The organism is Mesorhizobium sp. M1D.F.Ca.ET.043.01.1.1 (assembly GCF_003952385.1).
Lineage (GTDB): Bacteria > Pseudomonadota > Alphaproteobacteria > Rhizobiales > Rhizobiaceae > Mesorhizobium.
The window spans coordinates 4964899-4980395 of the sequence record NZ_CP034444.1; the positions used below are offsets into that span (position 1 = coordinate 4964899).

The window sequence follows — 15497 nt, forward strand, 5'->3', positions numbered from 1 at the left end:
AGGTGCCCTGGCGCCGAGCAAACAGACGGAGACCACCGATGCAGATCATCGCTCCCGGCATGCGGTTGATCCCGGAAGCCGTGCTTGCCAACAACGCCGCGCTCTTCCGTACGATCCCGGAGACACCTTCCCATGCGGACAAGTCACTGCATCGCGTGGTCATCGTCGGCGGCGGCGCGGGCGGACTGGAACTGGCGACGCGCCTCGGCCGCAAGTTCGGCAGGCGGCGAGCCTCCATCACGCTTGTCGACCGCAACCGCACCCATATCTGGAAGCCGCTCCTGCATGAGGTGGCATCCGGCGCGCTGAACGCGTCGCACGATGCCGTCGAATACATCGCTCATGCCAGCCGGCACCACTATCGCTACCGCATCGGCGAGGTCGTCGGCATCGACCGTGCCAAGCGCCAGGTCTTTGTTGCTCCCAGCTTCGATGATGACGGCAGGCAGGTCATACCGCCGCGGGTGCTGGGCTATGACACGCTGGTGCTCGCCGTCGGCAGCATCAGCAACGATTTCGGCACGCCGGGCGCTGCGCGCCATGCCTTTTCGCTCGATACGGCCGAGCAGGCCGCCCGCTTCAACAAGCGCATGATAGACGCATGCCTGCGCGCCAATGCGCAATACGAGCAGCTGTCGCCCGGTCAACTCCATTGCGTCATTGTCGGCGCTGGCGCCACCGGCGTCGAGCTGGCGGCCGAACTGCACAAGTCGATGCGGGAAATTGCGTCGCACAATCTCGACAACATCGATTTCGAGAGGTTGATCCGCATCACCATCGTCGAGGCCGGGCCGCGCATCCTGCCGGCACTGCCGGAACACATGGCGCGCGCTTCGGCGCAACTGCTCGTCAAGCTGGGCGTGCAGATCCGCTGCGGGATCAAGGTCACCGAAGTGACCGAGGAAGGCATCCGGCTCGACGAGAAACTGTTTGTGCCGGCGGAGCTCGTCGTCTGGGCGGCCGGGATCAAGGCGCCAGATTTCCTGAAAAGTCTCGATGGCCTCGACACCGATCGCATCAACCGCCTGAAGGTGGACGAGACATTGCGTGCGGTCGGAGACGAGAACGTGTTCGCGATTGGAGACTGCGCGAACTGCGTCCTGCCGGGCGAAGACAATGCTTTGCCGCCCCGGGCGCAGACAGCGCATCAGCAGGCAGATCACCTGGTGAAGGTGGTCGCCGTGCGCCTCGCGGGACGGGCCGCGCCGGCCTTCCGCTACCGCGACTACGGCTCCCTCGTCTCCCTCGCCGACTACGGCGCGTTCGGCAGCCTGGTCGGTGGCCTGAGGATCGAAGGCCTGCTTGCCAGGCTTGCTTATCGCTCGCTCCACAAGATGCATCTCAGGGCGGTGCACGGCCTTGCAAAGACCGTGTTGAATTCGATCGGCGAGATGGTGATCAGGCGCACCAGGCCCCGGATCAAGCTTCACTAGCGGCGGCGGCGCTGCGATGGAAAAGTATGATGTCGTGATCCTGGGCGGCGGCAACGCCGGAATGGGTGTCACCGTCGCGACCCTGCCGCGGGGGCTTTCTTCGCGCTCGCCATGAAACACGCCATCATGGCATCGCAGCCTGCCGGCATGGTTCCACGGCTTCCCGACATTTTCCGCCGATATCAGGAACATGTTGTAACGAACTGGGGTGATGCGGCGAACAGAATGCGAACCTCGTCCGCTTTGATGCGCGCAAGGCATCAAAACCATGCAAGAAAAACATGGCCGTCGCAGAGGGGCTTCGATGATAGGCTGCTTCAGATCGATGAAAGTGCAGAAATGGCCGCCGACGACCAGCCCATGACATTCGAACAGGCCGTCCAGGCAGCCGTCGAACTTGATGCGCCTCTCAACGAGCGGCTGGCGGTGATCGCTGCGGCGGTCCGACGGATCGACGGGAATTTCGCCGATGCGGTAGACCGCCTGGTGGAACGCCTGGAGAAACAGGGAGCCGGAGCAGCGGCGCCAACTCCGGGCGATGTCATGCCACCGTTCCTGCTGCCCGACGACGAGGGCAGGCTGGTTGGCCTTGCCGACATCCTGCTCAAGGGTCCCGCCGTTATCACTTTCCAGCGCGGGCATTGGTGCCCTTACTGCCGGCTGAACGCGATCGGCATCGTCGAAGTCCAGCAGGAGATCGCTGCTTTGGGCGGGCAAATCGTGGCGATCATGCCCGAGCGAGGCAAGTTCGCCAGGGCGATGAAATCCGCGGTTGGCGCAAGCTTCCCCTTCCTGACCGACATGGACAACGGCTACGCCCTGTCTCTCAACCTGGCGATCTGGATCGGGGCGGAGATGGAGCGATTGATGGGCGTTGCCTATGACCTGCCAAGCTACCAGGGCAACTCCAGTTGGTTCCTGCCGATCCCGGCGACCTTCATCGTCGGGACGGACGGCGTCATCATGGATCGCTTTGTCGATCCCGATTACCGCCGGCGCATGGACATTGACGACCTGATCGCCGCGCTCAGGCGGGCTCGCTGACGCCGAAGGACGACCAGTCAGCCGACCTCAGCAGGTTGAGCAAGGTCGTGGCGACCGCGGATCGATGCCTGCCGGCAACCGCGTAAACGGAGACGATCCGCGAAATGTCGAGGTCGCGAAGCTTCAGCCGGCGCGTGTTCGGCGACCGGGGTGCGGTCAGGGAGACGAATCCAACTCCGGCGTTGGCCTCGAGCAGCGCGAGAAGATCCTGGTCGGTCTCGACTTCGTGCGCGGTTCGAGGGGTAAGGCCTTTCTCGGAAAGACGGCGCGACAATTCCTCGCTGGTTTCCCAATCGATACGGCTTAGAACCGGTTCGGCGGCCAGCTGGGTCAAGGCGACATCGGCCTCGTTGCGCCGCGCCAGCGGATGATCGGAATTAACCGCGAGCTCTATCCCCTCCTGGAACAGCGGCCATGCGTCCAGGCGATCCCACGCCTGTCCCAGCGGGCCGGCAATCGCCAGCTCGACATCGCCACTCTTCAGCGCGTCGATGACGGCAGCCGGCGAGCCACGGTTGATCTTGAGGTGCGCGCCAGGATAGGCCCGGAACAGCTCCGTGAAGGGCGAGACCAGCAGGGCAGTATTGATACTGTTGGAAATGGTGACGTTGAGCGGCGCGACGTCGCTGCTTTGCACCGCCTTTGCCAGCGATTTGGCGGAAGTGGCGGCGTCGTAGCACTGTTGCAGCAGCGGCAGCATGCGACGCCCAAGCTCGGTCAGGTGAGAATGCTGGCGCTCGCGCCGAAGGAGCTCTCCACCCAGTTCCTCCTCGAGCGTCTTGATGGCACGGGTCAGCGCTGGCTGCGTGACATTGCATTCCTCGGCCGCCCTGGTGAAGTTCAGCGTGTTGGACAGGGCCAGGAAATAGCGGACCTGCTGCATCTCCATGTAATTTCGCCCCCTCAGCGAAAATGGTCCATCAGCGACCACGCATGTTGGCAGGCTAACGCAATCGAGCGATTTCGGCAAAGCATGGCCAGTCCGAAATGTGCCATGCAGCGGCCAGCCACCTGGAATCCAGCTTGCAGGCCGGGTATTTGTCTGACATGATTTAACACTTCCTAATGTTGCACTTGGCGATTGGGGCATAGTGATGGCTAAGGAATCTTCGAGTGCCGCTGCTTCAGCAAGCAAAGCGGACGCAAATCTGATAGGTAATCCAGAGGGAAACGGACTGAACTTCATGGCCGCCCAGGCACGCGAGGGCGGGGCAGGCGGTGACGCTCCAGGTGTCGACAAGATACGCGATCTTTTGTTCGGCAACCAGATGCAGGACTATGATCGCCGCTTCTCCAAGCTTGAGGAGCGGTTCCTGCAGCGCTTCAAGGATGTCGAATCCGAAGCCAAGCGCAATCTTGAAACCTACGAGTCGAATGCGAAGAAGCAGGTTGACTCGCTGGCGACGCAGTTGCGCAACGAAAAAGATGCGCGAGCCGAGGCTGACAAGGAGATCGACCGCAATCTTCGCGATCAGAATCAGGCGCTCGAAAAGCAGGTGCGCGCGTTGTCTGATCAATTGAGCGAGCTCGAGCGCGAAATAGCGGATCGCATGAACAGAAGCGACCATTTGCTGCGCGAGGAAATCAAGCAGAAGAACGAAAGCGCTCAATTGCTGATGGAGAAGATTTTTTCCGATCTCAGCAACGTCAAGACCGACCGGAATCTTTTGGCCGGCCTGTTTGTCGAGGTCGCGAAGTGTCTCAATCAGGATCCCGTCGGCAGCAAGGGCAATTCGGAGCGTGGCTGGAAAGTGAGTTGATCGGAACTTGACGTCGAGCGTCGAACCAATCAGCCTACCTCAAAGACGAGCTTCGAACGATACCGAGATTGATCGCGAGGCTTTGGCCCGCCTTTTGGTGGAAATTGCCCGGAACGTCGATCCGGACAACCATGCGCTTTACGAAGGAATTCCAGCCGCAGATCATCAACTGGAAACGCTTCGCCAGTTGCTCGTCGGCGGCGAGATCTCGGAACTTTCACGGGTTACGCACCTGCTCGACGAACCCGAGCAGCTTGCGGCCGCGGTGGGGAACGTTCTCCCCGACGCTACCGCGCGCGCGTCTCATGAGCAACTCGGCGAGGCCCTCGCGCCGGCTGTCGAGAGGGCCGCGCAGCGGTCCATCCAGAAGAATCCGCACACGCTGACGGATATATTGTATCCGGTGTTTCTGCCGGCCATTCGCAAGTCGATCGGCGAAAAGATCGACCAGACCTTCCAGTCGCTGAATGAATCTTTAAGGCATATATTCACCTGGCACGGACTGAAGTGGAGATTTGAGGCCTGGCGCACCGGCACAAGCTTCTCCGAGGTCGTTCTCAATCATTCTCTCGTCTACCGTGTTGAACATGTCTTTCTGATCAGCCGCAGTTCCGGGCTTCTGATCGCGCATGTAACGGCCGAAAACGCCACCAGCGAAGACCCTCAGCTCATTTCCTCGATGCTCAGCGCAATCCAGGATTTTGTGAGGGACTCGTTCAACGAGAAGGAACAGAGCGGCCTCGACACCATCCGGTTCGGGGAGCTTCGCCTCTGGTCGGAAGTCGGACCGTTCGCGACCTTGGTGGCGGTGATCCGGGGAAATCCGCCGGAGGAACTTCATGAAGTAATCCGCGATGCATTGCTTCGCATCCACGATGAATCCTCGCAGGCTTTGGAGCGGTTCGACGGTGACACGTCGCAGTTGCCCGGCGTGGAGACGCAGTTGCAGACCTGCGTCGAACTGCAGCATACGGATTCGAAAGAAGGATTTCCCTGGCTGGTGGTGACGGCGGCCCTGCTGATTTTGATAGCGGCAGGCGGCTGGTTCTTTCTCTCCTGGCAATCCGGACAGCGCTGGCAGGCCTATGTGTCGCGCCTGGCGGCCCAGCCTGGCATCGTCGTTGCCGAACAAAAGGTGCGCGGTGGCGAATTCTATATTGCCGGCCTGAGGGACCCGCTTGCCGCCGACCCGCAGTCGCTGTTGTCCGGAACTGAGGTCGATCCCGCGCGCGTTCACGCGAGCTGGCAATTCTACCAGAGCCTCGAGCCGGAGTTCGTGCTGAAGCGGCTGACGGCGTCACTGGCCCCGCCGGAGTCGGTGCGGCTTTCGGTCGTCGATGGCCGCATCGTCGCCGAGGGCGAGGCAACCACCGCGTGGATCAACCGGGCGCGAGCCGCCGCCCAGCAGCTTTCGGCAGGCGGACCGGTATTCGATATCGCCGGGGTCCGCGATGTGAGCCCCGAGGAGCGCTGGCAGGCCTATGTGTCGCGGCTGCAGACTCAGCCCGGCATCATCGTTGCCGAACAGAATGTGCGCGATGGCCAGTTCTATATTGCCGGCCTGAGGGACCCGCTCGCCGCCGACCCGCAGTCGCTGTTGTCCGGAACGCAGGTCGATCCCGCGCGCGTTCATTCAACCTGGCAGTTCTACCAGAGCCTTGAGCCGCAGTTCGTGCTGAAGCGGCTGACGGCGTCGCTGGCGCCGCCGGATTCTGTGCGGCTTTCAGTCGTCAATGGTCGCATCGTTGCCGCGGGTGAGGCCACCACCGCGTGGATCAACCGGGCGCGGGCCGCCGCCCAGCAGCTTTCAGCCGGCGGACCGGTCTTCGACATCTCCGGGGTCCGTGACGTGAGTCCCGAGGAGCGCTGGCAGGCCTATGTGGCGCGTCTGCAGACTCAGCCCGGCATCATCGTCGCCCAGCAGAACGTGCGCGACGGCCAATTCTATATTGCCGGCCTGAGAGACCCGCTTGCCGCCGACCCGCAGTCGCTGCTGTCGGGAACCGAGCTCGATCCCGCGCGCGTTCATTCAACCTGGCAGTTCTACCAGAGCCTTGAGCCGCAGTTCGTGCTGAAGCGGCTGACGGCGTCGCTGTATCCGCCGGATACAGTACGACTTTCGATCGTCAAGGACCGCATCGTTGCCGAGGGTGAGGCTCCCGACACCTGGATAGATCGAGCGCGTGCAGCAGCTCGACAGCTTTCAGCAGGCGGACCGGAGTTCGACATCTCCAAGGTTCGTGATGTTAGCCCCGATGCACGCGCGGCGGAGCATTGGCAGTATTATGTGTCGCGACTTGAGGCCCAGCCGGGAATCATCGTCGCTCAACAAACGGCGAGGGGCGGACATTTCTACATTTCCGGTCTGAGAGACCCTCTTGCCGTCGACCCGCAAGCTCTGCTGTCCGGAACGCAGGTTGATCCTGCCCGCGTTCATTCACAGTGGCAATTCTATCAGAGTCTTGATCCGAAGTTCGTGGTGAAGCGGCTGACGGCGTCGCTATCCCCGCCGAAATCGGTTCGGCTGTCGATCATCCAGGGCCGCATCGTTGTCGTGGGCGAGGCTCCTGCCGGCTGGATCGGCCGGGCGCAGGCCGCCGCCGAACAACTTTCGGCGGACGGAGTGGTTCTTGATGTCTCGCAGCTGCGCGAGCTGAACCTTGCAGAACTTAATCATTTGAGAGATTCCATCCAGACGACCGATATTTTCTTCTCTTCCGGGAGAGTTGTCCCGGGACCGGAGCAGACGCCGGCGCTCGACAGATTGGCTGATCAATTGAAGGAATTCGCCGAAAATGCCCGCAAGGCAGGCGTGACAGCGCGGTTTATGTTGACCGGCCATTCGGACACGACGGGCCGTGAGACGGCCAACGCGTCGATCAGCGCCGCCCGCGCCGAGACGGTTCGCGCGCTTCTCAACAAGCGCGGCGTCGCTCCGGAACTGCTGCTGGTTCGAGGCGCTGGCACCTTTGAGCCAGCGGTGCCCGAAAATGAAAATAGTCGAACTGGGAACTCCACCAATCGCCGGGTTTCGGTTACGGTGAACTTGGAGTAGTGCGGGGCCCAGGATGCTGCAAAAAAAGATCTGCATGTTGGGCGGGTTTGCTGTCGGCAAGACGAGCCTGGTGCGCAGGTTCGTCCAAAGCATCTTTTCAGATACCTACTTGACCACGGTGGGCGTGAAAATCGACAAGAAAAGCGTCGCGTTTCCGGACAAGACAGTGGACCTGATTTTGTGGGATCTGGCCGGCGAAGACGATATCGGCTCATTCCGCGTCAGCTATGTGCGCGGTGCGGCCGGGCTCGTGCTTGTCGTCGATGGAACCCGGCCCGCCACTCTCGCCGTGGCGCTCACGCTGCGTGAGCGGGCCGAGGCCGAATTCGGCACCATGCCGTTCGTATTGCTATTCAACAAATCCGATCTGGCCGATCGGTGGGCGATATCGGATGGCGAGATCGACGAACTGAAGCAACGTGGCTGGCAGATCTATCTGACAAGCGCGCTTTCGGGCGTACATGTCGACGATGCGTTTCGTCAGCTTGCTTCGATGGTCGCCAAGTAGACCATGGCCAGCGTGCCGAAAGAAGTCAGAAGCTGGATATACGATTTCTTCTATAATGAGCGTTCTGCCGCATATCTGAAAATTGACGCCCGGCAATGCATAGCCGCGAAGGGCGGCAACATTGAACATTACGGACTCTCGTCGCTTCGCGTCGGCAAGCCCGTCTCCGACCAGCTTGAGTTCATGGAAGGGCTGCTCCCTTGCCCGGAACTTCCATTTCACATGCCTATGATGGAACTGCCCGGCGGGCGTGTCGCGGACCTCCATCTCTTTGGCGACGGCAGCTCGGTGTGGCTGCTCTTTCTCGACGCCACTCCCGAACGCGACCACCAGCAGCGTCTTCAACAGAAGGCTTATGAAATGACGCTCCTGCAAGAGAGGGAGCGTCAACTCAATGCGAAACTGCAATCGACGAACGAGGCGTTGAGGGAGAGCCAGGAGGGTTTGTCGCGCGAATACAGGCGCGCCGAATCCCTTCTCCTCAACATTCTTCCGGCGTCGATCGCGGAGCGGTTGAAAGCGGACGAACAGATTGCGGACAGCCACGCAGAGGTGAGCGTGCTTTTTGCCGACATCGTCGGTTTTACGGAAAGGGCGCGCAACGTCGGAGCCGCGACGACGCTCGCTATCTTGAACTACTTCTTCAAGGCGGCGGATCTGCTCTCGGAACAATATGGTTGCGAAAAGATCAAGACCATCGGCGATTGTGTCATGGCGGTCGCCGGCCTGCCCGTCGCGCGATCCGATCATGCGGAAGCCCTTGCGCACTATGCGCTTGAGCTGCGGGAGACGGCGAGGCGCGAGCGCTTCGCAGGCGAACCGCTAAGCCTCAGGATTGGAATCCACTCCGGACCGATCGTGGCGGGCGTGATAGGCAAAAGGCGGTTTGTCTATGACCTGTGGGGCGACACCGTCAATCTCGCCGCGCGGATTCAAAAGGCCGCGGAGCCCGATGAAATCCGCATTTCGGATGCGACCCACGAATTGCTCGGCGCGGATTTTTCTTGCGACCCACTCGGGGAAACCGAATTGCGTGGAACAGGCCGCGTGCGAATGTGGCGGCTCCGGGCCTGACTTGGCGCCTGAAGCGCGTCGCGATCTTCAGATTCGCTGCATGCAAGCCACGCCCGACGCGGCGAATTCGCAACCTTACTCGGCGGCCGTCTCCGATGGCGCCTCTGCCGGCCCCGAAGGCTCGGCCTCGGCACCCGGCTTGCGCCATGAAAACAGCGACCTGAGCGTGACGTAGAACACGGGCGTCAGGAACAGGCCGACGAAGGTGACGCCGAGCATGCCGGAGAACACCGCGGTGCCGAGCGACTGGCGCATTTCTGCGCCCGGGCCCGTCGCGATCAGCAGCGGCACGACGCCGAGGATGAACGAGAAGGCGGTCATCAGAATCGGCCGCAGCCTGAGCCGGCAGGCTTCGACGGCAGCCTCGGCGGCCGACAGGCCGCGTTCCTGCGCCTGCCGCGCGAATTCGACGATCAGGATCGCGTTCTTGGCAGCAAGCCCGATCAGCACGATGAGGCCGATCTGCACGAGGATGTTGTTGTCGAGCCCCCGGAAAGACACGCCGAGCAACGCCGCGAGCACGCCGAGCGGCACCACAAGCACAATGGCGAACGGCAGCACCAAGCTCTCATATTGCGCCGCCAGCGCCAGGAACACGAACAGCACCGACAGTCCGAAGATATAGACAGCGGCATTGCCGGTGTTGCGCTCCTGATAGGCGAGCTCGGTCCATTCATAGGAGGTACCGTCCGGCAGCGTCTTTGCCGTGATCCCTTCCATCAATGCCAGCGCGTCGCCCGTGGAAACGCCGGGCGCGGCGTTGCCCTGCAGCGGCACCGAGACGTACATGTTGTAGCGCTGGACCAGTGCCGGGCCGGTGACGTCGCGGATCTCGATCAACGTGCCGAGCGGAACCAGCGCGCCGGCCGCCGAGCGCACCTTCAGTTTCAAGATATCGGCGCGATCGAGGCGGAACGCCTGGTCGGCCTGCGCCCGCACCTGGTAGACGCGCCCGAAAGCGTTGAAGTCGTTGACGTAGGCGGTGCCCAAATTGATCGACAGCGTCTCGAAGATGTTGGGGATCGGCACGTTCAGGATGCGCGCCTTGTCGCGATCGATCGCCAGGAAGAATTGCGGGCTCGACGCGGAGAATGTGGTGAACACGCCCGTCAGCCCCGGCGTCTTGTTGGCCTTGCCGGCGATTTCGTTGGCAAGCGCCAGGATCTGCCGCATGTCGGCGCTGTTGCGCTCCTGGATCTGCAGCTTGAAGCCGCCGGCATTGCCGACGCCGCGGATCGGAGGCGGCGGCAGTGCGATAATGAAGGCTTCCTTGATGCTTTGCAGGCTGCCGAACAGGTTGCCGATGACCTGGGTCGCCGACTGGCCGGCTTTCAGTCGCTCGTCAAACGGCTTGAACCTGGCGAAGATCACGCCCGCGTTGCTGGCGTTGGTGAAGGTCGCGCCGGAGAAGCCGGCGAAGGCGACTGCGTAGTCGACGCCTGGCGTTTTCTGGATGATCTGCGACGCCTGCTGGATGACCGCATCGGTCCTCGACAGCGAGGCGCCGTCCGGCAACTGGACGACGACGATCGCATAGCCCTGGTCGAGCGACGGAATGAAACCGCGCGGCACCGCCTGCACCATGTAGACCGTGGCATAGATGAGGGCCGCGAAAACGGCCAGCATGGCGGCGATCGTTATCCACGAGCCGACCAGCACGCGGACGATGCGCGAATACCAATGGGCGACCCTGTCAAAGCCGCGATTGAAGCCGTCGGCGAGCCCCCGTCCGAGCCGCGCCAGGAAAAAGCGCGGCATCGCCGCCGCGGCGTAGTGCGGCTTGAACAGCAGTGCGGCCAGCGCCGGCGAAAGCGTCAGCGAATTGAATGCCGAGATCGCCGTCGACACCGCGATGGTGATCGCAAACTGCAGGTAGAACTGCCCAGAAATGCCGGGGATGAAGGCCGTCGGTATGAACACGGCTATCAGCACCAGCGAGATCGCGATGACCGCCGTTCCGACTTCGTCCATGGTCAGGTGCGACGCCGGATTGGGCGCCAGCCCTGTGGCGATATTGCGCTCGACGTTCTCGACCACGACGATAGCATCGTCGACGACGATGCCGATCGCCAGAACGAGGCCGAACAGCGTCAGCATGTTGAGCGAGAAGCCGGCGGCGTAAAGCACCGCCAGCGTGCCAATCAGCGACACGGGGATGGCCACGATCGGCACGATCGCCATGCGCCACGATTGCAGGAAGACGATGATGACGATGATGACCAGCAGCATCGCCTCGAGGATCGTCTTGTAGACCTCCTGGATCGACTCGGCGACGAACTCGGTCGGGTTGTAGACGATGTCGTAGCTCAACCCTTTCGGGAAGTCGAGGGAAAGCTCCTTCATCTTGTCCTGGATTTCCGCGGCTGCGGCGAGCGCATTGGTGCCCGGCCGCTGGAAGATGGCGAGCGCCACCGCCGGTTTGCCGTTGAGATAGGAGTTGGTGACGTAATCCTTGGCGCCGAGCTCGATGCGCGCCACGTCCTGCAGCGAGATCAGGCGGCCGTCATCGGTCGATTTGACGATCACGTATCGGAAGTCGCGTGCGTCGTTGAAGCGGCCTTGCGTGGTGACCGTGTACTGGAACGCCGTGCCGGTGTTGGTCGGCGGCGCGCCGATCGAGCCGCCCGACACTTGCACGTTCTGGTCGCGCAGCGCCTGCACCACATCGCCCGAGGTCATGCCCAGGGCGGACAGTTTTTCCGGATCGAGCCAGATGCGCAGCGAATATTCGCGTTCGCCGAAGATGATGAGGTCGCCGACGCCGTCTAACCTGAGCAGTATGTCGCGCACCCGCGAGCGGGCGTAGTTCGAGACGTAGAGCTGGTCGTAGGTATTGTCGGGCGACAGCATGTGCACGACCATCATCAGGTCGGGCGAGCTCTTGATGGTGGTGATGCCGAGGCGGCGGACTTCCTCGGGCAGGCGCGGCTCGGCGACCGACACGCGGTTCTGCACCAGCACCTGCGCCTGATCGAGATCGGTGCCCAGCTTGAAGGTGATGGTCAGCGCCATCGCCCCGTCGCCCGACGAATAGGACGACATGTAGAGCATGCCCTCGACGCCGTTGATCTCCTGCTCGATCGGCGTTGCCACCGTCGCTGCGACCGTCTCGGCGTCGGCGCCCGGATACTGCGCGCGAACGACGATGGTCGGCGGGGCGATCTCGGGATATTGCGCGACCGGCAGCTGGGTATAAGCAATCCCGCCGAGGATCAGCAGGACGACCGAAACGACCGATGCGAAGATCGGACGGTCGACGAAGAAATGTGCGAACCTCATTGCTGCAACTCGGCGGTCTCGGCCCTGGGCGGCAACGTCACCATCTCGACCTTCACCTTGGTGCCCGGCCTGGCGTGCATGAGCCCGTTGACGATGATCGTCTCGTCGCCGGTCAGGCCCTCGCGGATCACCCTGTAGCCGTCGAGACGCGGGCCGGTGCGCACGGGCTTCGCCGATACCGTCCCGGCCTCGTCCACCAGGAACACGATGCGGCGATCCTGATCGGCGCCGATCGCCTCGTCGGGCACCAGCACGCCGCTATACGGCAGCGACCCCGGCACGTTGATGCGCCCGAACATGCCTGGCTGGAGAATGCCATCGGCGTTGGGAAACCTCGCACGCACCCGCATGGTGCCGGTCGCGTTGTCGATCCGGTTCTCGGCAAAATCGAGCTTGCCTTTGAATACCGCCTGCGCGCGGTCGGCGACGTGAACCACCACGTCGAGCCCGCTGGCGCCTTCCTGCATGCTGCCGCCACGCGCCTTCGCGTCGCGGGCGTAGCTGAAATACAGGCGCTCATCGACGTCGAAATAGAAGTCGATCGGATCGCGCGTGACGATGGTTGTCAGCAAGGTGGAATCCGGCTGCACGAGGTTGCCGACCGACACCAGCCGGCGGTCGATGCGGCCGGACAAGGGCGCCTTGATCTCGGTGAATTCCATGTTCAGGCTGGCCGTCGTCAGCGCAGCCGTCGCGCCCTGCATCTGCGCCTGCGCCGAAAGGTATTCCCGCCGGCGATCGTCGACGGTCGCGGTTGAGATATTGCCGGTCTTGGCGAGTTCGTCGGCGCGATCCAACTGCATCTTGGAGAATTCGAGCAGACTCTTGGCGACGTCCACTTGCGATTTGGCGGCATCATAAGCCGCCTGGTAGGGACGCTGGTCGATGGTGAAGAGCAGGTCGCCCTTGTTGACCAGTGCGCCGTCCTGGAAGCTGACCTTGTCCAGATAGCCGCTGACGCGCGAACGGATGGCGACCTGGTCGACGGCTTCGAAGCGCCCGACGAACTCGTCATCTTCGACGATTTCACGGACCACCGGCTTGGCCGCCGTCACCACGGGTGGCTGCTGGTCCTGCGCAAACGCAACGCTGCTGAAAGCCACGCCGAGCAGGAACGCCGCCGACACAGCGGCGCGGGCAAGCCAGCCGGCCGATCGACGGGGTCGCCCGCCCGCGTCGCGATGCAATTGCCCATTCTCTCGGGTGTCCATTTGCATCCTCGCTCGCCGGACTTGGAGGTCTGATGATAGGCTTCTAGGCTCAGGCTTTCTCTTCGCGATCAGAGCCCTGCAGTGCGCATGGCGACATTGATCATTTTCCAAGTGGGCTGAAATGTCCATCCTGTGGCTGCCCCGCCATCGGGCTAGGTCAGCCGCGGCGAAAGGCCCCGGCTTTGGCGAGGGTGGTGCCGCTGAGCGCGTTCGGCTGTCTGTTCACGCCCGGCTGCGCGGTCCTTCTCCCGACCGGCCTGAGGTCCCGGAGCGCCCGGCTGCCCTCAACGGACATGGATCGAAGGGACCCACGGGCATTGCCCTCATGGTCAAAAGACGAGCCTATATCCTGAAGAGAGCAAGCCGGCGATCCAAAGCAATGCGCTTTTTAGTCGGGAAGGCCAGCCTTGCGGTAGCCTTCGACGAAGCGCTGGAGCACTTCCTCGTCGTCGAATGGCTGCGATGTTGCCCAATGCCTGATGCTGAAATGGGGATTGCTCATCATGAAGAACTCCGCTTCCTGACGGGCTTCATCCAGGCGCCCGACCTGCGCGAGGGCTGCCGCCAGCATGCGCCGCGACGTGGTGCGGTAGGTTTCCGGTTTGCGTAAAGCCTCGACCGCGGATTGATAGTCGCCGAGCGCATAATAGGCTTGGCCTGCCATCCAATAGTACCACCCCGGTGGGTGCGGATTGAGCCGCAAAGCCCGCTTCACGAATTCGACGCCCTTGACCGCGTCGCCCCTCAAGGTGATGAGATCCGAGCGCATCGCCCAGGCATCGGCATGGTTGGGATCGAGCTTGAAGGTCGTCTCGAATTCGGCATCCGATTCCGCGTATCGCCGTTCGTGACCAAGTATGATTCCCAGCACCCAGCGGTTCCCGGCATCGTTAGGGTCGAGCGCCACAGCCCGCTGCGCTTCATCCAGCGCGCGAGGCTGGTTGGTTTCCTTCGGCTCGTTCCAGAACAGCCAGCCGAGCCAAAGATTGAGGGCCAGCAAGCTATGTGCTTCGGCATAGTCGGGATCGAGTCCGATCGCCTTTTCCAGGAGCATGCGCGCTTCCCGCGCGCCTAACCCGGTCTGAAAACTGACGCCGCGGGCTCGCACGCAGAGGTCATAGGCTTCGAGACTTGTCGGCCGTTTGCGCGCCGGCTGTCCGGCCAATCGGCCGATAAGGGCTTCGACGATCTTGGCCGTGACCTCGTCCTGCACTGCAAAGATATCCTCGAGGCCGCTGTCGTAGCGCTCGGCCCAGATATGATCGCCGCCGATCGCGTCGATCAACTGCGCATTGATGCGCACGCGCGCCGCAGCGCGCCGGGCGCTGCCTTCAACCACATAGCGCACCCCAAGATCACGCGCGGCCAAACGCACATCGACCGATCGCCCCTTGTAAGCAAAGGTCGAGTTGCGCGCGATGACGAAGAGGCCGGCTGAGCGAGACAGATCGGTGATCAGGTCTTCGGTCAAGCCGTCGACAAAGGTTTCCTGCTCCGGATCGTTGCTCATGTTGGTGAAAGGCAAAACCGCGATTGAGGGCTTGTCGGGCAATTCCAGCGATGCCAATCGCCCGACCGGAGCTGCTCTCGGAAGCTGCAGGTTCACGCGATAGCAGTATATCGGCTCGGCTATGTTCTTCACCCGCTGCTCGCCCATGGGCTCGAACGCAAACGCTAGCTTCTGCCTGACCTCCTTGGACACCTTCTCCGAAACGCAGATGCCACCGGGCTCGGCGAGTTGTTGGAGGCGCGACGCCACATTCACGCCCTCGCCATAGCGATCGTCCCCTTCGACGATCACTTCCCCAAGGTTGATTCCGATCCGGACTTCGAAGCGCTGGTCTTCGGCGACGCTCGCGTTACGTTCCGCCATGCCGCGCTGAAGCGTGACCGCGCATTCGACCGCATCTACCACGCTGCCGAACTCCGCCAGCAGGCCGTCTCCCATCAGCTTGAAGATTCGCCCGTGTCGCGTCTCGATTTCCGGCTCGAACAGCTCTTTGCGGCCACGTTTCAGCCGATCGAAGGTGCCCGCTTCATCCGCCTCCATAAGCGCCGAGTATCCTACGACATCGATGGCAAGGATGGCAGCGAGCTTCCGCTCCATGTCGAGCCCCCGTCAAGATCCGCGAC

The 15497-nt window shown here is 62.4% G+C and carries 10 protein-coding genes; 6 read left to right on the top strand and 4 right to left on the bottom strand.

What is annotated here, in order from left to right:
- The first annotated feature begins 38 nt into the window (after window positions 1-38).
- Together EJ067_RS24110 and EJ067_RS24115 are read left to right on the top strand one after the other, a co-directional pair.
- Entirely contained in the window at window positions 39-1433 is a 1395-nt protein-coding gene (locus EJ067_RS24110) for an NAD(P)/FAD-dependent oxidoreductase (RefSeq protein ID WP_245468032.1), read from the top strand.
- Between the two features lie 360 nt (window positions 1434-1793).
- On the top strand, window positions 1794-2477 hold the full coding sequence (locus tag EJ067_RS24115; RefSeq protein ID WP_245468033.1) for a peroxiredoxin-like family protein: 684 nt from the start codon (window positions 1794-1796) through the stop codon (window positions 2475-2477).
- Here EJ067_RS24115 and EJ067_RS24120 read toward each other — a convergent pair.
- Complete coding sequence (locus EJ067_RS24120) at window positions 2461-3366, bottom strand: LysR family transcriptional regulator (RefSeq protein WP_126087705.1); 906 nt, start codon at window positions 3364-3366, stop codon at window positions 2461-2463. The two genes, EJ067_RS24115 and EJ067_RS24120, sit on opposite strands and share 17 nt — an antisense overlap.
- A gap of 205 nt (window positions 3367-3571) precedes the next feature.
- On the opposite strand from EJ067_RS24120, the gene EJ067_RS24125 reads away from it, so the two are divergent.
- From EJ067_RS24125 to EJ067_RS24140, 4 genes are read left to right on the top strand one after another with little or no spacing between them, the layout of a single operon-like run.
- Complete coding sequence (locus EJ067_RS24125) at window positions 3572-4237, top strand: hypothetical protein (protein ID WP_126087706.1); 666 nt, start codon at window positions 3572-3574, stop codon at window positions 4235-4237.
- A 7-nt stretch (window positions 4238-4244) separates the two neighbouring features.
- On the top strand, window positions 4245-7292 hold the full coding sequence (locus EJ067_RS24130) for an OmpA family protein (RefSeq protein ID WP_126087707.1): 3048 nt from the start codon (window positions 4245-4247) through the stop codon (window positions 7290-7292).
- Between the two features lie 13 nt (window positions 7293-7305).
- The gene (locus tag EJ067_RS24135; RefSeq protein ID WP_126087708.1) at window positions 7306-7800 is read left to right on the top strand and encodes a Rab family GTPase; all 495 of its coding nucleotides are present in this window, start codon (window positions 7306-7308) and stop codon (window positions 7798-7800) included.
- Between the two features lie 3 nt (window positions 7801-7803).
- The gene (locus tag EJ067_RS24140; RefSeq protein ID WP_126087709.1) at window positions 7804-8874 is read left to right on the top strand and encodes an adenylate/guanylate cyclase domain-containing protein; all 1071 of its coding nucleotides are present in this window, start codon (window positions 7804-7806) and stop codon (window positions 8872-8874) included.
- Between the two features lie 75 nt (window positions 8875-8949).
- Here EJ067_RS24140 and EJ067_RS24145 read toward each other — a convergent pair whose 3' ends face one another.
- The 3 genes from EJ067_RS24145 to EJ067_RS24155 form a co-directional block, all read right to left on the bottom strand.
- Window positions 8950-12153 (bottom strand): multidrug efflux RND transporter permease subunit, encoded by a 3204-nt coding sequence (locus EJ067_RS24145; RefSeq protein WP_126087710.1) that lies wholly within the window; start codon window positions 12151-12153, stop codon window positions 8950-8952.
- Window positions 12150-13364, bottom strand: coding sequence for an efflux RND transporter periplasmic adaptor subunit (locus tag EJ067_RS24150; RefSeq protein ID WP_126087711.1), 1215 nt, complete (start codon window positions 13362-13364; stop codon window positions 12150-12152). The genes EJ067_RS24145 and EJ067_RS24150 overlap by 4 nt, the downstream gene beginning before the upstream one ends.
- Window positions 13365-13752: 388 nt before the next feature.
- A complete protein-coding gene (locus EJ067_RS24155) occupies window positions 13753-15471 on the bottom strand; it encodes an adenylate/guanylate cyclase domain-containing protein (protein WP_126087712.1) in 1719 nt (572 codons plus the stop codon).
- Window positions 15472-15497: the final 26 nt, after the last annotated feature.